The sequence below is a fragment of the Brenneria goodwinii genome (genome assembly GCF_002291445.1).
Taxonomy (GTDB): Bacteria; Pseudomonadota; Gammaproteobacteria; order Enterobacterales; family Enterobacteriaceae; genus Brenneria; species Brenneria goodwinii.
This window is the reverse complement of record NZ_CP014137.1, coordinates 2,030,571-2,050,517: the sequence shown is the minus strand read 5'-3', so window position 1 is coordinate 2,050,517 and position 19,947 is coordinate 2,030,571. Positions and strand designations below refer to the sequence as shown.

Below are 19,947 nucleotides of genomic sequence, written 5' to 3'. Positions count from 1 at the left end.
AATTCGAGCCGCAGGAAGGTTAAGCCGCCGCGGCAACTTAACGATGAAGGGTATATTTGGAGCAGTATGAAGTATCAAATCGTTCCCGTTACGGCATTTAGCCAAAACTGCACGTTATTATGGTGCGAGAAAACGCACGAGGCGGCAATCGTCGATCCCGGCGGTGATGCAGATAAAATAAAACAGGCCGTTGTCCAAGCGGGTATTACCGTTAAGCAAATTCTGCTCACTCATGGTCACTTGGATCATGTCGGCGCGGCGGCTGAACTCGCTGAATACTACCAGGTTCCGATTCTTGGCCCGCAGGCTGAAGATGCCTTCTGGCTTGCCGGACTGCCGGAGCAGAGCCGTATGTTTGGCTTGAGCGAGTGCAAAGCGTTAACTCCCACCCGCTGGTTGGACGAAGGCGATGAGGTCAAGGTCGGTGACGTTACGCTTGCGGTGTTCCATTGTCCCGGCCATACGCCTGGGCACATCGTCTTCTTTGATGCTGTATCGCGTCTGGCGCAAGTAGGTGATGTGATTTTTAATGGCGGCGTTGGGCGCAGTGATTTTCCGCGCGGCGATCATCAGGCATTGATTGCTTCGATTCGCAATAAACTCCTTCCGCTAGGGGATGATGTGACGTTTATCCCGGGTCATGGGCCGATATCGACGTTTGGTCAGGAACGCAAAACCAATCCGTTTATCAGAGGATTGTAGACGCGGCTATTTGCGCCGAATACGGCCACAGTAGATCATTTAAGCCCGATAGCAGGGGAAACATCGCCGCCCCACGCTTGATTGGTATCACGTCATGTGGCCTTTATTTTTTAGTCTCTTTCAATCCCTCCTTCTCCTTTTTATTTGCCGTTTATTCCCGCCAGACCGATTTATAAAGACGCAACTGGAACTCAGCGGCGGTTTTCTCCACCAAAGGAATACGGATGTATCGGTTAGTTAAGGAGAATGGATGTGGTGAGTCGTATCGATGGCGGCAGCAGCGCCTGGTCGGGAGTCACAGTTAATACTCATGACGTCGCAGCGCCAATGGCCCGTGCTTCGTCTTCGACAGGGGCGGCTATCGAATTTGGTCAATCCTCTCATCCTCCCGCATCGTCTGCTGCTGGTTCAGCGCAATTCGATCTTTTACAACGTCCCGCCGCACCGGCGCTGGCAGGGAAGCGCTTTTTAGCGCGTTCTGACGAAGAGAAGGTCATTGACGGGAGTTTTCTGGATCAATCCAAATACAGCATTACAAAAGCGCTTAATAAGTGGCAACCACTGCTCGAACATTTACCTGAAGGCGAGCGGGGCGCGGCGGCACAGCAGCTGAACCGCCCGCTGGCGGCGGCTCGGATGCTGCTCGACGGTGGTGCGGACGCCGATAAAGCGATGGCGTATATCCGGCGGAATCCGGCGTTGCTGACCGCGCTGGATACCGGCAAGGACGGCGGTAAAGCTGATGGTTATATCTCTCGCCGGGATATTAAAAGTTTTATCAAAAATATGGAGAAACGAACCGAAGATGCGCAGGATAGTCTGCGAGACTATAACGAGGCCCACCCGGACGCCGACGCACAGTCACGACGGCTCGTTCAGTCATCGGCAATGTTATTGGCCAATGCCCCGCTGATTCAGGCGGCCGATCCGGCGAAATCATCCGCCAATGCGCAGCCGACAGAAAATAAACGTACATCTACGTTGACCGATCTTCAGGCCATTGTGAATGACAACCCGGCGCTGTCGCCCATGTTGCACTCGGCGGCCAAACTGTGGTCGCATCCCGGCCTGTTTGGCGAGCTTGAACATGCGGATGTCAAAGGCGAGAAGCTGGCCCGGGTTGCACATGACGGTAAGCTGATGTTCAAGGACATCAAAAGCTGGATAAAAGATCGGGCGCCGGCGGATCCGCAACAGGCGTCGGGTACTTTTCATAATGCGGCGGCGCTGGGGCTGGCGGCGAAAACCGACATATCCGATCTGGATGAGGAGGTTTTTGACCGGCCCCAGGACTACAGTGGATCCCAGAAAGCGGCAACGTTGATCAGGCTTCAGCAGACGCTTGAACAGGTGATTGCGGGCCGGCAATATCGTGATACGTCGCAGACAGAACAACAACTGATGCAGCATATCGAAACGTTGCAGCAGGATAGCGATGTTATCCGTCATTTTGAACAGAACGTTCATCAGGAATCTTTGCGGCTGCAATTGTCCGATGCCGAATTAGCTCAGGCGCTGCTTGAGGAGCCGGCTGCCTTTTTGACATCATCAAATGGTTACTCGTCGTCGTCAACGCAGAAAGAGACCGAACGGCCTGGCATAAAAAGCGCGCTTGAAATGGCAGAAAACGGACTGCATAAAGCCGTCAGCTTTAGTCAGGCATCAATGCACACGACTGATTTGACCAGAGCCGCCGGTAATAAAGTGGTGGTTGGGTTAGTGGAGCGTGCGGGAACGGCCGTGGTCGGTAAAGTGGTTGGCGCAATAGCCGGGGAGGCCGCGGGAGCCGCCGCCGCATCGGCGGTGGGAGCGGCGGCTGGCCCTGTCGGTTGGGCCGTGAGCGGCGCGCTTGCTCTAGGGATGGGGATTGCCGATCTGGTCGGTTTTTTCAACGCTAAAAGTAAGTTGAGGCATCGCCGTGCGGACTTTGCACGTACGGTAAATCCTGTTTTGGATCAATTTAATATAGCCAAGCCGCGCTGAATAGCCGGAGGGAACGGTACACGTCAGAACAGACGCCGAATGCTTGAAATGATAAAGCCAGCCGCAGGGCTGGCTTTAGAATTATATGCGTATGAATGCGTTATAGCACGGCGACAATGGCTTCACACAGCGGAGCCATATTTTCCGGCGTCATGCCGGCCACGTTAATACGACCGGAGTTAACGGCATAAACGCCGAATTCGTCACGTAAACGCAGAACCTGCTCTTTCGTCAGGCCACTGAATGAGAACATGCCGTTTTGGTTAATAATGAAAGAGAAATCCTGTTTGGCGCCTTTCTCCTGCAACGTATTAACAAACAGCTGGCGCATACGTTGGATACGTTCGCGCATTGCCGTCAACTCCTGCTCCCAGATGGCTCTCAGAGCATCATTGGATAGAATGGTGGCAACGACGGCAGCGCCGTGTGACGGCGGGTTAGAGTAGTTTGCGCGAATAACCGCTTTCACCTGGCTGAAAATTTTATCGGCGGTGGCGGCATCGGCGGCAACCAGCGTACAGGCGCCTACACGTTCATTGTATAAGCCGAAGTTTTTGGAGTAAGAACTGCAAACAATCAGCTCTTTATGTTTTTCAGCAAAGATACGCAGGCCTTCCGCGTCTTCTTCCAGTCCACGGGCAAAACCCTGATAGGCGAAATCAAATAGCGGCAACCAACCTTTTTCTACAGAAAGCTCAGCGAGCTGCGACCACTGTTCGGCCGTAGGATCGATCCCTGTAGGATTATGACAGCAGCCGTGGAACAGAACCACATCGCCAGCCTGAGCCGCAGCTAGGCTGCTTAACAGGCCATTAAAGTCTAGTGAGTGATTGGCCGCGTCATAGTAACTGTATTCACAGACTTCCAGGCCAGCGTTGGAGAAAACGTTCTTGTGATTCGGCCAGCTTGGGTTACTTATCCAAATGCGCTTGGCGCTGGTCTGTTTAGCCAGAAAATCGGCGGCAACGCGCAGGCCACCGGTACCGCCCGGTGTTTGTGCTGTGCGGGCGCGTTTGTCGGCAATGATACTGTTTTCTTTACCAAACAGCAGTTCTTGGGTGCATAGACCGAATGCCGGCAGGCCGTCAATGCTCAGATAGTTTTTGGTGGTTTCATTTTCTAGCAGAAATTGTTCTGCTTTTTTGACGCTGGTTAATACCGGCGTTTTACCGGTTTCATCTTTATAAACGCCAATTCCCAGATTGATCTTATGCGGACGCTCATCCGCGCGGAAAAGATCGGACAGTCCGAGTATAGGATCGGCGGGTGCGGCAGAGATATTTTCAAACATTGATTATATATTCCATTGCATACAGAGGGGTTAAGCACGGTTTCTCAGATTACCGCCAGTAAAAGGCTTTGCCAACCGCCTGGGTTAAAATAAAGGGAAATAATCAGGGGACGTTACATTTGCGGGCAAGAATAAAGATGGTCTTGAAGAGAGAGGGCCGTTATAGGGAATCTGTTCATATATATACACCCGTCGTCCTTGTCAGTGCGTGTATCGTCATAAAATAAAAAGCAGCGCCGAAGCGCTGCTTTCCTTATGCGAGAAGAGCGATCAAATCGCTACAGCTGCATTGCCAAACTTAGAACTGGTAAATCACACCAACGTTAACGATGTCGTCATCATTAATGCCGTAAGCGTTATCGCTATCAATCAGGCTGATATCGTATTCAGCGTAAGTGGAGAAGTTCTTGTTAAAGGCATAGGTCGCGCCAACACTTGCGTATTTAACCGCATAGTCGTTACGGCCAGTGTTAGTGGCTGTCGGGCTATCAACTTTGTCTTTTCTGGAGACATAGGCCAGAGTCGGAGTCAGACCGAAGTCGAAGTTATACTGGGCAACAACTTCAAAGATCTTGCTCTCATCAGCGATACCGTTGGCACTATTGATGTTGTAGAAGTTACGGGCTTGACCATAGGTTGCAGCCAAATAGATATTGTTGGCGTCATATTTCAGACCGGTCGCCCAGATATCTGCATTTTGACCACCGATGGCGCCAGCGCCAACCGCATTACCTGTACGCTGAGTATTCAGACGGTCATAGGCAGCGTAAGACGCAATAACACCAATGCCGATTTCGGATTCATAGGACAGAGACGTGCCCCAGGCATCGCCGTGGCTGCGAGAAAGATTACCAGAAGCATTCTCGTCTTTAGCAACATATTGCAGACCGAATTTCAGGCCATCAACCAGACCGAAGAAATTGCTGTTACGATAGGTAGCGGCATTACCGGTACGACCCGCCAGGGTGTCGGCAACACCGGAATCACCGCCGTTTTCCGGCAGCACGTCGGTCCAGGCCAGAGTGTCGTAGGTGATACCGTAGTTACGACCGTAGTCGAAAGAACCGAAATCACCATATTTCAGACCGGCAAACGCGAAACGAGTTTTGTCATCGCGACCAGTCTGATTGTCTTCTGATGTGCTACCGTCAAACTGATATTCGAAGCGGCCATAACCGGTCAGTTGGTCTGCGATTTGAGTTTCACCTTTGAAGCCCAGACGAGCATAGGTGTTATCGTCATTCGCAGTATCGCCACCGTTGAACGTATAACCGGCATGTACGCGACCGGTTAAATCCAGCTTGTTGCCGTCTTTATTGTAGATTTCTGCTGCATTTGCTGCACCAGCTGCTAACAGAGCCGGGATTACCACTGCAAGAATATTGCGCTTCATCATTATTACCCTCATTGGTGTTATATAAGACACCTGCCACTGCCATAAATAATTTCTTACGGAACTATTCCTGAAAGTTTGGTGTCTTCCTGTGTCTGAACGCAGTTTTCCATTCACCGGCCTGTTAATCCACTCCGAAAATGATACTAACTTCGTAATCGGGTAACAAATGGAAATATTGTATTTCAAAATGTAAAAAATAGGGAACTTTGTGAGAGATCTCTAAGTTTAAAAAAAAGAGCCGAATTTCTCGGCCCTCCTTTTCTACATATTTGTTTTACTTATATTAAATTTTTATTTAAAAGCCGGCGCTCCTCGGCGTCCTTGGAAAAGGAATAACATCGCGCACATTTTGTACACCGGTAACATAGGCCACCAGGCGTTCAAATCCCAGTCCGAAACCAGAATGCGGGATGGTGCCGTAGCGGCGCAGATCGCGATACCACCAGTAGTCTTCCTTATTCAGTCCCATCTCTTCCATACGTTGATCGAGTTGATCCAAGCGTTCTTCACGCTGAGAACCCCCGATGATTTCACCAATTCCCGGCGCTAATACGTCCATGGCGGCGACGGTCTTGCCATCGTCGTTCATGCGCATATAGAACGCTTTGATATCTTTCGGATAGTTTTTAACCACTACCGGCGCTTTGAAATGTTTCTCCGCCAGGTAACGTTCGTGCTCGGAAGAGAGATCGACGCCCCAGTAAACCGGGTTTTCGAATGACTGGCCGCAGTTCAGCAGAATTTCAACGGCGTCGGTGTAATCAATTTGGGCGAAATCAGAGCTGACAAAGTTTTCCAGACGGTTGACCGCATCTTTATCTACACGTTGGGCAAAAAACGCCATGTCATCAGCACGTTCGTCAAGAACGGCTTTGAACACGTATTTCAACAGGTTTTCCGCTAACCCGGCGATATCGTCCAGCGCAGCAAAGGCCACTTCTGGCTCGATCATCCAAAATTCCGCCAGATGACGGCTGGTGTTGGAGTTCTCCGCGCGAAAGGTCGGGCCAAAGGTATAAATTTTGGAAAGCGCGCAGGCATAGGCTTCGCCATTCAACTGGCCGGAAACCGTCAGGAAGGCTTCTTTACCGAAAAAGTCTTCGCTGAAGTCGACTTTGCCTTGTTCGGTACGCGGCAGGTTTTCCAGATCGAGCGTGGATACCCGGAACATTTCACCGGCGCCTTCGGTATCAGATGCGGTGATCAGCGGGGTTGAAACCCAGAAGTAACCATTCTCGTTGAAGAAGCGGTGAACCGCCTGCGCTAACGTATGGCGAACGCGAGCAACGGCGCCGATGAGGTTGGTGCGGGGGCGTAAATGCGCGACTTCACGCAGATATTCGATACTGTGGCGTTTGGCCGCCATCGGATAGGTGTCCGGATCGTCAACCCAGCCGACCACATTTACCGCCGATGCCTGCAATTCGAAGCTCTGACCTTCGCCTGGCGACGCAACGACCTTGCCCGTTATTTCCACGGAACAACCGGTGGTCAGACGCAGAACGTCATCTTGATAATTAGAGAGATTATTATTAACCACCGCCTGTAATGGATTAAAGCAGGATCCGTCATAAACGGCCACAAAGGAGATACCGGCTTTAGAATCTCTCCGGGTACGCACCCAGCCGTGCACGGTGACTTCGCTGTCAACGGCGACACGGCCTTGCAGTACGTCGACTACAGGCACTACGCTCATAAAATTCTCTCTTCAATTAATAGGGTTTAAAAACGTAACAGTCCCAATGCGATAGTTGGCAGACGCGCATTATTCCGCAATCGCCGTGACGTATTGCCCGTTATTCCTGCCGTCATACTCGCGAATGCGGCACCGAGTCGTCGGTGCGGGCAGACTCCCGCCTGAGCGGGAATGACAACGATGAGTCTGAACATAACGCCACAATAATTAGATAAGCGAGCGGCAGACTAATGTTTGCCAGCAACCTTGAATATTGGGGTTTTGCTATGTTACTTGCCGTTAGGCAGGACACAAGCAGAAATCGCCGGAATGACATAAGTTTTATGCATTCCGGCAAGAGTGGGTCAAAGATTAGTCAATCGGGAGAGAATAAGCGGCGCTCAACTGGCTTTTCTGACGCGCGGCAGGTCAAAAGCCTTACGCAGTTCAGAGACGAAAGCCTGATCCTGACAAATGGTTTTGCCGGGGCTGTCGGAAAGTTTCGCCACGGGTTTGCCATTGCACTCCACTAGCTTAATAACGATATTCAATGGATTAACGCCCGGAATATCACATGTGAGCCGCGTTCCTATACCAAACACCAGATTGACCCGTTGCCAGAAGTGGCGGTAGATGCTCAGGGATTTGTCGAGGTTCAAATTATCAGAGAACACCAGCGTCTTGCTTAGCGGATCGATATCCAAACGGTGATAATGGGCGATGGCCTTTTCACCCCAGTCGATAGGATCGCCAGAGTCATGCCGCAGTCCCTGATAAGAGTTGGCGAACGAATAGTCGAAGTCGCGTAAAAAGGCGTCCATGGTAATGCAGTCTGTCAGCGCGATACCTAACTGATCGGGGTATTCGTACAACCACATCTGTAACGCGGCGCGTTGGCTGTTGGCAAGCTCCTGGCTGATTCGCTGATGGGCCTGGAACCATTCGTGAGCCTGAGTGCCAACGGGCGCCAATTTTAAACGTCGCGCCAAATCATAGTTGCTGGTGCCGATTAAATAAGGGAACTCGGCCTGCAACGTACTGACGATCGCTTGCTGCACGTCGCGTGAGAAACGGCGGCGGGTGCCGAAATCCATCAGTTTGAAATGGCTGATATCGACATCCGCGCTGATTGTACGGAAGTGCTCAAGCGTTTTATGCAGCTGATCAATCGCCTGAGAGAGTTCAACCTGGGGCGACCGGTTGCGATGAACCACCTCGCTAATTACCGCCAGCAAGGGGACTTCCCATAAAATAACTTCGCGCCACGGCCCGGCGATACGAATATCCAGTCTGCCGTGATGATTTTCAATACTGACCTGCTGCGGATCGAAACGAAACTTACGCAGCCAGTCCAGATAATCCTGCTTAAAGAAAGGCAGGGAAGAAAGATAGCGGTATTCTTCGTCGCTCAGGGCCAAGAACCGCATAAGAGCAACCTGCTCGGTTATCTCTTCAGCATAGATTCCTAACAGTTCATCACTGCGGCAGCGGAACTCAGCCGCTACATCGACATCATAATAATGATGATACACCGCCTGTTGCATATGCAGTTTATAGGCGTCGGTATCCAGTAATGACGTTAGAATCGGGGAAGTGTGTAAAGTCATAATGCGTTACAGCATCCTCGTTAAACGCGCGTCCACTGTCGGGACAATCGGCAAGGTTCGATCAGTATACCCTGCTTATTAAAATATTACCTCATCACAACATATTGGGGCACTTAACGCGAGATTCAAACGTGCTCTGGCGGGATTATTATTCTTATTATTTTGTCGTGGTAACATTGACGTAACAGGCATAGACTGAGTTTCTGAAGCTTATGACGAGGTGAAAACTTTATATGAATCAACAGCCACAAGTGAAATATCGCCATGATTACCGTGCGCCGGATTACCGCATTACAGACATTGCGCTGAATTTCGAGTTGGATGCGGAGAAAACCAAGGTAACAGCCGTGAGTCAGGTGGTGCTGCAAGGCGAGCAGGGCGCGCCGTTAAAGTTGGACGGCGAAGGCCTGAAGCTGGTGAGTCTGAGTGTTGACGGCTCGTCATGGTCGCATTATCAGCAACGGGATGATGGGCTGCTGCTGACGCAGTTACCGGCTGAGTTTACGTTGAGTATTGAAACAGAAATCAACCCGGCGGCCAATAGCGCGCTGGAAGGGTTGTATCAGTCTGGCGAAGCGCTGTGTACGCAGTGTGAGGCGGAAGGTTTCCGCCATATTACCTATTATCTTGATCGTCCGGACGTGCTGGCGAAATTTACCACGCGTATCACCGCGGACAAATCGCGCTACCCATATCTGCTTTCCAACGGCAACCGTGTCGCTCAGGGCGATCTGGATGATGGCCGTCACTGGATCGAATGGCAGGATCCGTTCCCGAAGCCCTGCTATCTGTTTGCGTTGGTTGCGGGCGATTTTGATGTACTGCGGGATCGTTTTACCACCCGATCCGGCCGTGATGTGGCGCTTGAGCTGTATGTTGACCGTGGCAATCTGGATCGTGCCGCTTGGGCGATGGCGTCATTGAAAAATGCCATGAAATGGGATGAAACCCGCTTTGGGCTGGAGTACGACCTCGACATCTACATGATTGTTGCGGTGGACTTCTTCAACATGGGCGCGATGGAAAACAAGGGGCTGAACGTTTTCAACTCCAAATATGTGCTGGCGAAGGCCGAAACCGCGACCGATAAAGATTACCTGAATATTGAAGCGGTGATTGGCCACGAATATTTCCATAACTGGACCGGTAACCGCGTGACCTGCCGCGACTGGTTCCAGCTTAGTCTGAAAGAGGGGCTGACGGTTTTCCGCGATCAGGAGTTCAGCTCCGATCTGGGTTCGCGCGCGGTCAATCGGATTGATAATGTCCGGGTGATGCGCGGGGCGCAGTTTGCCGAAGACGCCAGCCCGATGTCACACCCGATTCGTCCCGATCAGGTTATAGAAATGAATAACTTCTATACGCTGACCGTGTACGAAAAAGGATCGGAAGTGATCCGCATGATGCATACCTTGTTAGGCGAAGAAAAGTTCCAGGCAGGCATGCGGCTCTATTTCGAGCGCCATGACGGCAGCGCGGCGACCTGTGATGATTTTGTTCAGGCGATGGAAGACGCTTCCGGCGTGGATCTGACCCAGTTCCGCCGCTGGTACAGTCAGTCAGGAACACCGGTGCTGACTATCCGCGATGATTATGACGCTCAATCCCAGCAATACAAACTGGTCGTCAGTCAAATGACGCCGGTAGGGGCGGATAAACAGGCTAAACTGCCGCTGCATATTCCGCTGGATATCGAGCTGTATGATCAGCTCGGGCAGGCGATCCCATTGCAGAGAAACGGCGAGATGTTGTCTTCGGTGTTAAATGTTACCGAGGCGGAACAAACCTTTATTTTTGATCGGGTGCCATGCCAACCGGTTCCTTCTCTACTTCGCGAGTTTTCCGCACCGGTAAAACTGAATTATGCCTGGAGCGACGATCAACTGACGTTCCTGATGCGTCATGCCAGCAATGCGTTTTCCCGTTGGGATGCGGCGCAAAGCCTGCTGGCAAATTACATTCGCCTGAATGTGGCCCGTTATCAGCAAAAACAGTCGCTTTCGCTGCCTATGCATGTGGTTGATGCATTCCGCGCTATTTTGTTGGATGAGAATCTGGATCCCATGCTGGCATCGCAGATCCTGACGTTGCCGAGCGAAAATGAAATCGCCGAATTGTTTGAGACCATCGATCCTGTGGCCATTGCGGCCGTGCGTGACGGCCTGGTTCGCGCGATGGCGAAAGAGATGGCTGACGAGTGGCTGGCGGTTTATCGTAACAACCAACTGTCGCAATATCGTATCGAGCATGAAGATATCGGTAAACGCGCGTTGCGTAATGTGTGTCTGTACTATCTGGCGTTCGGCGATGAAGCCCAGGCAGACAAACTGGTCTCCACGCAATACCAGCGGGCAGATAACATGACTGATTCGCTGGCTGCCCTGTCTGCGGCAGTGAGCGCGCAGTTGCCGGGGCGCGATGCGCTGTTGGCCAGTTTTGACGATCGCTGGCATCAGGATGGTCTGGTTATGGATAAATGGTTTACCTTGCAGGCCACCAGTCCGGCAGCGGATGTGCTTGAACGGGTTCGCGGGCTGCTGCAACACCGCTCGTTCAGCTTGAATAACCCAAACCGTCTGCGTTCGCTGATAGGCGCGTTTACCGCATCCAATCCATCCGCCTTTCATGCGGAAGATGGCAGCGGCTATTGTTTCCTGACCGAGGTTCTTACCGATCTCAATACGCGCAATCCGCAGGTCGCCGCTCGCCTGATCGAGCCATTAATCCGTTTAAAACGCTATGACGCAAAGCGTCAGGCGCTAATGCGTCAGGCGCTGGAACAGTTGAAAACATTGGATAATTTATCCGGCGATCTGTTTGAGAAAATCGGCAAGGCGTTGCAGGACTAAGGTGTGGAATAAGCTACACACTGCATGATTGTGTTGCTGTGTGTAGCTTTTGCTGATGCGTTTCAAACGATAAAGCGTGTTGAATTAGCAGCGGTTATGGAAAATAAATTGGGCCACTGCTGTCTTTTCTTTGCAGTAGCCCGGTAAAAATTTAGAAAATGTTTGCGATGGACTTGGCCAATTGTTCTTCCAGAATAGGTTTGGCTTCTTCAAACTTCAGATTGACTTTATTGGCATTAGACACAACGCGAGTCTGATATCTATGCTGATTACCTTTCTCGATGCTTGTCTGAATTTTTGCGCCTGACGTGCCTTGTCGTAAGGCCGCGATATTATCTGTCGTTACGGATGTTTTAGTTTTTTCAGAAATTTGAACATCAGTAATCATTGAATAGTTCACGTCCTCAATCATTGCATCAGCAGCCATACCGATTAGACCTGCAGCTAAACCAACGCCAAGCGCAGCGCCGGAAGAGTTGCTGTTATATGCGGTAATGCCCGCGCCTAGTGCTGCTCCCAGCGCCGCACCTTCATATCCTTGGCTCAAAAATCGTTGTGCATCGCGGAGATCCATCTTATCCGCTTTTAACACATTAGCTTGGATCCAGTAGTAAGCATCGTCGGGGGAGGACACAATGATGTACCCTTTGGCCTGAACATCATGTGCGATTTTGCCTTGTAATGTACCCATATCTTTATCTGAGGTATTTTTGATCTGTAAATACACGGTCTTTTCATTTGACGGATCTAACCAGATCGTTTCACTCATTTGAGTTTTGACTTCAAGGTTTCTTTTTTTTATTGCTGTGCTCATGGCTCCACATCCAGATAAGACCAGAGAAGAAGCAACGATCCCTATTAAAGCAATTTTTTTAATTCTATGTTTGTTCATCTTTAGTATTTTCCTTTTACAAAATGTAAGCGCGGTATTTTTACCATAAAGATGATTTTATTAATAATCCCAAGAATAAAAATTTAGCTAACTTTCATGATGTTACGCGGATTTTTATTTTTTAATAAAGTAAATTTATATTATATTAAGCCATTTTTTTTATTTTTTTAGCCAGTAATTTTGATAATTTTTATAAAAAACGAATTATATTATGTAGTAGCTAAGCTACTGCCAAGCCGTTGTTTACGCTTACGCTTGGGGTTTGTGCGGAGGCTGTCATGTGTTTTTCATATGGGTATGCGCAGGTTATCGCTACAAACAAAAATGCAGTCCTATATCATAAATCATGGTTAAATATCAAGGAATATTTAATAAATTATCATTCGGTCCAAAGAAAACCGAAAAATCCGTGAATCAGATAAACAATCCTTCTTATAATAAAAGAAGGGGACATCATCCTAAAAAGAGGCTACCGTTCTCAACGGTATTCTGACTTTATTCATTTGCGATTGGGATCTCAGGAGACAATATGTTCTATCCCTTTATCAGGAAAGCCCTGTTTCAGTTCGATCCGGAACGGGCACATGAGCTGACCTTCCAACAATTACGCCGTATTACCCATACCCCTTTTGAATTTCTCGTCCGTCAATCTGTTCCTACCAAACCCGTTAACTGTATGGGGCTGTCATTTAAAAATCCGCTGGGTCTGGCCGCCGGACTTGATAAAGACGGCGACTGTATTGATGCGCTGGGCGCAATGGGATTTGGCTTCATTGAAGTGGGAACCGTTACGCCTCGTCCGCAACCAGGAAATGATAAGCCGAGATTATTCCGTATTGTTGAAGCGGAAGGATTGATTAATCGGATGGGATTTAATAATCGAGGCGTCGATTATCTGGTCGAGAATGTGAAGAAATCACGTTTTGGCGGCGTATTGGGGATTAATATCGGAAAAAATAAAGATACGCCGGTCGAACAGGGGAAAGAGGATTATCTGATCTGCATGGATAAGATCTATTCCCATGCGGGTTATATCGCAATAAATATCTCTTCGCCCAATACGCCAGGATTGCGCAGTCTGCAATATGGTGAGGCGTTGGACGATCTTTTACTGTCGATAAAGAATAAACAGGCAGAGTTAAATGAGAAATATCAGAAATATGTACCGGTGGCGGTAAAGATCGCGCCGGATCTTTCTGAGGAAGAATTGATCCAAATAGCGGATAGCCTGGTACGTCATAATATTGATGGGGTCATTGCAACTAATACTACGCTCGATAGAAAACTGATCCAGGGATTAAATCACTGCGGGCAGACCGGAGGATTAAGCGGCCGTCCTTTGCAACTGCAGAGTACGGAAATTATTCGTCGACTATCCCAGGAATTAGCCGGGCGTTTGCCGATTATCGGCGTCGGCGGGATTGATTCTTTGATTGCCGCGCGCGAAAAACTGGACGCAGGCGCTACGTTGATTCAGATATATTCAGGCTTTATTTTCCGCGGTCCGCGTCTGATTAAAGATATCGTTACACATATCTAATCATTTCGTGCATTCATTTATATCCGGGGGGTTTATTTATTCCCCCGGCTAGTCTATATTTTACCCAGTCAATAAATAAACTATCAACACCTGCCGGTTTTTTATTGCAGGGATTCTGCAATCAGCCATTTCCGATATTGGTGTAACAAAAGGCGAAGGGTAAATAATATGAAGTTAAAACCTGACGATAGCTGGCGCTGGTATTTTGATGCTGAACATGATCGGCTGATGTTGGATCTTGCCAACGGCATGTTATTCCGTTCTCGTTTCCCATCCAAAATGCTCACGCCGGATGCTTTTAATGAATGCGCATTCTGTGTTGATGACGCGGCGCTGTTTTTTACCTACAACGAAAAATGCCAGAAGATGGCATTGAGCCGCGATCTGCAGGGTGAATTAATATTGAATGCGCTGGTGGCCAGCCGTTTTCTTAAACCGCTGATGCCCAAAAGCTGGCATTTCGTGCAGCAGCCCGCCGGTAATATGTTTGCTCCGCAGACGGGCGATATCGTTCAGGTGCAATTAACCGGGAATCATGACTCGGCATATTTTCTGGTTGCGGAAGCCGGTGATAAGGCCAGCCTGTGTCTGCTGGCCCAAGAGCAACTCGATCTCAATGCGAAAAAGATGATTCTCGGGGATGCGATAAAAATCATGCACGACAGATTATTACCGGTCGCCATTCAGGATGTCGATAATCAAGACGCATCGCCTTTTCACTATGCCAGAGTGGTTTAACGCGGGTATTACTGCAGGCTGATATCGCCTTGTGGAATGCAGCTGCAGGCCAGAATTTCGCCGTTATCGGCAATTGAGTTTTTCTTTACCGTTGAAACTTCGCCGCTGACTAATGTCAGTTTACAACACCCGCATATCCCGGCTCGGCAGGAGTAGGGAATACGGACGCCTTGCTGCTCCAACTGTTCCAGCAGGATTTGTTGATTGTTTCCTTTCAGACTTTTTCCCTGATAGTGAATGGTTATCGTTTTTTCGCTTTGCAGCGGGGTCGGCGTATTTTCCGCCACGTTGCCGGCGCCATATACACGAGGCGGCTTGGTCGCCAGCACTTCCAGCGTATCGCCAACCCGAATAATTCCGTTATTGCGAGCAATCAGGTTCAGACCAAAATCAACATCGCCATTTTCAGCGGTGCGGAAAGACTGTAGTGTCGTCAGCGGTTCAGCCGTAGGGTGCTTTCTGCCTCGTTCAATACTGACCGTCGTCAGCACGCAGCGGCTACAGGGCTTGGCGACATCGAATATCACATCGCCGATGCGAATAGTCTGCCAGCTATCTTCTGCAAATGCCGCCGCGCCGGTTATCACCAGGTTAGGGCGGAATTGTTCCAGCTTGATGCCTGCCGGGCAACGCTGACGAAGCAACTGAAAAGAGGCTTCATTGATCAGCAAGAAAGGGTAGCCGTCAGCAAAAGAGAGCGGAATTTCAGGCCGCTTTTTAACGCGGCGGGACGGTTCATTGCCGAGCCAACGCAGCTGTACTGGGCGTTGGAAATATTGGCTCAGCCAATCATTGATGACGTCGGGGGCGATCTGCGCCGTAAAGTGATTGCCCCAGACTTCGGTTGGCTGAGGGGAATGAATGAAATCCGCAAAGCGGACGCTGACGGTCTGGCCATCAGGAGCGGAAATAAACAGGCCGTCGGGTAACAACGCCGGGGTAAACAACACCATTTGCGGATGCTGACGGGCGGTGATAAATGTGCCATCAGGTTCCGTAACCATAAAGGTACGATCGTGCGCCAGACCGCTGGCAGACACCATGGAGTGGGACAACTGTAATCCACGCATGGATTTTACCGGATGAATATAAAGCCGCGTTACGCCGATCACTACCTGTTCCTTGCTAAAGTAAAACGGCAACTTTATGACAAGTGTCACGGATTAGCTATAATGCGCCTCAATTTTCTTGATTGGTGATATCGACGATATGAATGCTCTGTTTGCCAGCACGGCCCGTGGTTTGGAAGAATTATTAAAAAATGAGCTTGAGGCGCTGGGCGCTCAGGCCTGTGCCGTGGTGCAGGGCGGGGTGCATTTTCAGGGAGATAATCGTCTGCTATATCAAAGCCTGCTGTGGAGCAGGCTGGCATCGCGCATTTTGCTGCCGCTGAATGAATTCAAGGTACACAGCGATCTGGATTTGTATCTGGGAGTACAGGCGATTGATTGGTCGACGATTTTCAGGGTTGATAAAACCTTCGCCGTACATTTTACCGGCACCAACGAAGATATCCGCAATAGCCAGTACGGCGTATTAAAAGTAAAAGACGCGATTGTGGACAGCTTTAGCCGTAAGACGGGGCAGCGTCCTGATGTGGCCAAGCAGCAGCCGGACATCCGCATCAATGTTTTTTTGCAGCGTGATACGGCCAGCGTGGCGTTGGATCTCAGCGGTGATGGACTGCATCAGCGCGGCTATCGCGATTTGGCGGGGCTGGCGCCGCTGAAAGAGAATCTGGCCGCGGCAATCGTGTTGCGTTCGGGCTGGCAAAAAGGCACGCCCATGATCGATCCGATGTGTGGTTCCGGTACGTTGCTGATTGAAGCGGCGATGATTGCGGCCGATCGCGCCCCTGGCTTATATCGCACCCACTGGGGATTTAATGCCTGGCTACAGCATGATGCGGCGTTGTGGCGCGAAGTGACCGCAGACGCGCAACAACGCGCTCTCCAGGGGTTGCGGGACACCCCTTCCCGTTTCTTTGGTTCAGATAACGATCGCCGGGTGATTGATATCGCCCGCGCGAATGCCCGTCGTGCCGGGGTGGGGGATCTCATCACATTCGGCGTGAAAGACGCGACGCAGTTGCAGAATCCATTACCGGATGGGCCGAAGGGCACGATAGTCAGTAACCCGCCATATGGCGAGCGTTTGGACAGCGAACCGGCGCTGATTGCGCTGCATAATATGCTGGGACGTAAGATGAAAAGCGATTTCGGCGGTTGGCAATTGTCGCTGTTCAGCGCCTCGCCGGAATTGCTTAGCTGTCTGCAACTACGCGCAGAGCGTCAGTTTAAGGCTAAAAACGGCCCGCTGGACTGTGTGCAGAAAAATTATCAACTGGCGGAAAGCCAAGGCGAAAACGCCGGGCAGATTGCCGAGGACTTTGCCAACCGCCTGCGTAAAAACCTGCGCAAGTTGGATAAGTGGGCGCGCCAGCAGGGGATTGAATGCTATCGCCTGTATGACGCCGATCTGCCTGAGTACAATGTGGCGGTTGACCGTTATGGCAGTTGGGTGGTGGTGCAAGAGTATGCGCCGCCAAAAACCATTGATGCGCAGAAAGCCCGCCAGCGCCTGTTTGATGTGATCAATGCCACCCTGAGCGTGCTGGAACTGCCGTCAAATCGCCTGATTCTAAAGACCCGTGAGCGTCAGAAAGGAAAAAGCCAATATGAAAAACTGGCGCAGAAAGGCGAATTTTTGCTGGTAGAGGAGTATAACGCCAAACTGTGGGTCAACCTGACGGATTATCTGGATACCGGCTTGTTCCTCGATCACCGCATTGCCCGAAAAATGCTGGGTGAAATGAGCCAGGGTAAGGATTTTCTCAATCTGTTCGCCTATACCGGCACCGCCAGCGTGCATGCCGGGTTGGGCGGGGCGCGCACCACTACCACCGTGGATATGTCGCGCACCTATCTGGAATGGGCGGAAAAAAACCTGCGCGCCAACGGTCTGACCGGACGTCAGCACCGCCTGATCCACGCGGACTGCCTGTCGTGGCTGCGCGGTGCCAATGAACAGTTTGATGTCATTTTCATCGATCCCCCGACGTTTTCCAACTCTAAACGGATGGAGGACTCGTTTGACGTACAGCGCGATCATCTGGCCTTGATGAAAGATCTTAAACGTCTGTTGCGCCGTGGCGGGACGATCATGTTTTCCAACAATAAACGCGGATTCCAGATGGATATCGCGGGATTAACGGCGTTAGGCCTGGTGGCGAAAGAGATCACCGCCCGTACGCAGTCACAGGATTTTGCCCGCAACCGTCAAATTCATAACTGCTGGCTGCTAACGCATGCCGGCGAGGAAAAGTAATAACAATGTCATTAATCAGTGTATCAGGCGCATGGTTATCATTCAGTGATGCGCCGTTGTTGGATAACACAGAACTTCATATCGAAGAAAACGAACGCGTCTGTCTGGTTGGCCGTAATGGCGCGGGCAAATCAACGCTGCTGAAAATACTGGCGCGCGAGATTCCGCTGGATGACGGGCGGATCACCTATGAGCAGGATCTGATCGTTGCCCGGCTGCAACAGGATCCGCCGCGCGATGTCGCGGGAACCGTCTTTGATTTTGTCGCCGAAGGCGTTGCGGCTCAGGCGGATTACCTAAAAAATTATCATGCCACGCTGCGGCTGGTTGAAACCGATCCTAGCGAAAAGAACATGAATCAGCTGGCCACGCTGCAGGAGATTCTTGAGCATCAGGGATTGTGGCAGTTGGAAAGCCGCATCCATGAAGTGCTGGAACAGTTGGGACTGAAGGCTGATGCTCCGCTGGCTTCATTATCCGGGGGCTGGTTACGTAAAGCGGCGCTGGGAAGGGCGTTGGTAAGCGCGCCCAGGGTGTTGTTGCTGGATGAACCGACCAACCATCTGGATATCGAAACCATTGATTGGCTGGAAACATTCCTGAAAACTTTCCAGGGCAGTATCGTGTTTATTTCCCATGACCGTTCTTTTATCCGAAACATGGCGACGCGAATCGTCGATTTGGATCGCGGTAAGCTGGTTTCCTGGCCGGGGAATTACGATAAATACCTGGAAGGAAAAGAAGAAGCGCTGCGTGTAGAAGAGTTGCAGAATGCGGAATTCGATCGCAAGCTGGCGCAGGAAGAGGTGTGGATCCGGCAGGGAATTAAAGCTCGCCGTACACGTAACGAAGGCCGGGTTCGCGCCTTGAAAGCGTTGCGTCAGGAACGTTCGCAGCGCCGTGAAGTCATGGGAACGGCGAAAATGCAGGTGGAAGAAGCGGCGCGCTCCGGAAAAATTGTGTTTGAGCTGGAAGATGTCAATTATCAGGTCGATAATAAAGTTTTGACCCGCAATTTCTCCGCGCAGGTACAGCGCGGCGATAAAATCGCGCTGGTCGGACCGAATGGCTGTGGTAAAACCACGCTGCTGAAACTGATGCTGGGCGAACTGATGCCGACCAGCGGCCGGATTCACTGCGGAACCAAGCTGGAAGTGGCTTATTTCGATCAGCATCGCGCCGAGCTTGATCCTGAGCGCACCGTTATGGATAACCTGGCGGAAGGGAAGCAGGAAGTGATGGTCAATGGCCGCCCCCGTCATGTGCTTGGATATTTGCAGGATTTTCTGTTTCATCCCAAGCGAGCAATGACGCCGGTTAAAGCCTTGTCCGGTGGGGAGCGCAACCGTTTATTGCTGGCCCGTCTGTTCCTGAAACCCAGCAATTTGCTGATCCTTGATGAACCAACCAACGATCTGGATGTGGAAACGCTGGAACTGCTGGAAGAGTTGATCGACAGCTATCAAGGTACGGTGTTACTGGTGAGCCACGATCGCCAGTTTGTTGATAATTCGGTGACGGAATGCTGGATCTTTGAAGGCGACGGTAAGATCTCCCGCTATGTCGGGGGTTACTACGATGCCCAAAAACAACGCGCCGAATCGACGTCATTGCGCACCGCCGCTACGGTGGCGACGCCGTCATCTTCATCCGCCGATAATCGTACCGCACAGCCCGCTAAACGTAATGTGGGTAAACTAAGCTATAACCAGCAGCGCGAACTGGATCAGTTGCCGTTGAAAATAGAGCAGTTGGAACAGCAAATTGACGCGTTGCAAACACAAATGAACGATCCTGACTTCTTTAGCCGCCCGCACGAAGAAACACAGCAGGTGTTAACGTCGTTGGCGGAAGCTGAACAAATGCTGGAATCCTGTTTTGAACGTTGGGAAATGCTCGAAGCGCAAAGGAACGGTTAATATTTGCAATTACGGTCTGACGGCATCG

The 19,947-nt window shown here is 50.7% G+C and carries 13 protein-coding genes; 7 read left to right on the top strand and 6 right to left on the bottom strand.

From position 1 onward, the window contains the following. The first annotated feature begins 66 nt into the window (after positions 1-66). Both ACN28R_RS09205 and ACN28R_RS09200 read left to right on the top strand, forming a co-directional pair. Positions 67-702, top strand: coding sequence for an MBL fold metallo-hydrolase (locus ACN28R_RS09205; protein ID WP_095834217.1), 636 nt, complete (start codon positions 67-69; stop codon positions 700-702). Between the two features lie 252 nt (positions 703-954). Then, positions 955-2,685 carry a type III effector HrpK domain-containing protein gene (locus ACN28R_RS09200; protein ID WP_236840208.1) on the top strand — a complete coding sequence of 577 codons (1,731 nt, stop codon included), beginning with the start codon at positions 955-957 and terminating at the stop codon, positions 2,683-2,685. A gap of 100 nt (positions 2,686-2,785) precedes the next feature. On the opposite strand, the gene ACN28R_RS09195 is transcribed toward ACN28R_RS09200, so the two are convergent. The 4 genes from ACN28R_RS09195 to pncB all read right to left on the bottom strand — a co-directional run bounded on the left by ACN28R_RS09195 (position 2,786) and on the right by pncB (position 8,654). Next, positions 2,786-3,976 carry an amino acid aminotransferase gene (locus ACN28R_RS09195; protein ID WP_048639177.1) on the bottom strand — a complete coding sequence of 397 codons (1,191 nt, stop codon included), beginning with the start codon at positions 3,974-3,976 and terminating at the stop codon, positions 2,786-2,788. Between the two features lie 298 nt (positions 3,977-4,274). Next, positions 4,275-5,372, bottom strand: coding sequence for a porin (locus ACN28R_RS09190; RefSeq protein ID WP_048639176.1), 1,098 nt, complete (start codon positions 5,370-5,372; stop codon positions 4,275-4,277). Positions 5,373-5,667: 295 nt separating this feature from the next. Further along, positions 5,668-7,068, bottom strand: coding sequence for an asparagine--tRNA ligase (gene asnS, locus ACN28R_RS09185; RefSeq protein ID WP_048639175.1), 1,401 nt, complete (start codon positions 7,066-7,068; stop codon positions 5,668-5,670). 380 nt (positions 7,069-7,448) lie between these two features. Then, entirely contained in the window at positions 7,449-8,654 is a 1,206-nt protein-coding gene (gene pncB / locus ACN28R_RS09180) for a nicotinate phosphoribosyltransferase (protein ID WP_095834215.1), read from the bottom strand. Between the two features lie 233 nt (positions 8,655-8,887). On the opposite strand from pncB, the gene pepN reads away from it, so the two are divergent. Further along, positions 8,888-11,503 (top strand): aminopeptidase N, encoded by a 2,616-nt coding sequence (gene pepN, locus ACN28R_RS09175; protein ID WP_095834214.1) that lies wholly within the window; start codon positions 8,888-8,890, stop codon positions 11,501-11,503. Between the two features lie 151 nt (positions 11,504-11,654). Here pepN and traT read toward each other — a convergent pair whose 3' ends face one another. Continuing rightward, positions 11,655-12,395, bottom strand: coding sequence for a conjugal transfer complement resistance protein TraT (gene traT / locus ACN28R_RS09170; RefSeq protein WP_095834213.1), 741 nt, complete (start codon positions 12,393-12,395; stop codon positions 11,655-11,657). A gap of 529 nt (positions 12,396-12,924) precedes the next feature. Here traT and pyrD point away from each other — a divergent pair. Both pyrD and ACN28R_RS09160 read left to right on the top strand, forming a co-directional pair. Then, positions 12,925-13,935, top strand: coding sequence for a quinone-dependent dihydroorotate dehydrogenase (gene pyrD, locus ACN28R_RS09165; RefSeq protein WP_048639172.1), 1,011 nt, complete (start codon positions 12,925-12,927; stop codon positions 13,933-13,935). 168 nt (positions 13,936-14,103) lie between these two features. Next, on the top strand, positions 14,104-14,673 hold the full coding sequence (locus ACN28R_RS09160; protein ID WP_048639171.1) for a cell division protein ZapC: 570 nt from the start codon (positions 14,104-14,106) through the stop codon (positions 14,671-14,673). An 8-nt stretch (positions 14,674-14,681) separates the two neighbouring features. Here ACN28R_RS09160 and ACN28R_RS09155 read toward each other — a convergent pair whose 3' ends face one another. Continuing rightward, the gene (locus tag ACN28R_RS09155) at positions 14,682-15,785 is read right to left on the bottom strand and encodes a YcbX family protein (protein WP_095834212.1); all 1,104 of its coding nucleotides are present in this window, start codon (positions 15,783-15,785) and stop codon (positions 14,682-14,684) included. Between the two features lie 97 nt (positions 15,786-15,882). On the opposite strand from ACN28R_RS09155, the gene rlmKL reads away from it, so the two are divergent. Then, positions 15,883-18,000, top strand: a complete 2,118-nt coding sequence (rlmKL, locus tag ACN28R_RS09150; RefSeq protein WP_095835767.1) for a bifunctional 23S rRNA (guanine(2069)-N(7))-methyltransferase RlmK/23S rRNA (guanine(2445)-N(2))-methyltransferase RlmL — start codon at positions 15,883-15,885, stop codon at positions 17,998-18,000. 5 nt (positions 18,001-18,005) lie between these two features. After that, a complete protein-coding gene (locus ACN28R_RS09145) occupies positions 18,006-19,919 on the top strand; it encodes an ABC transporter ATP-binding protein (RefSeq protein ID WP_095834211.1) in 1,914 nt (637 codons plus the stop codon). The last annotated feature ends 28 nt before the right edge of the window (positions 19,920-19,947 follow it).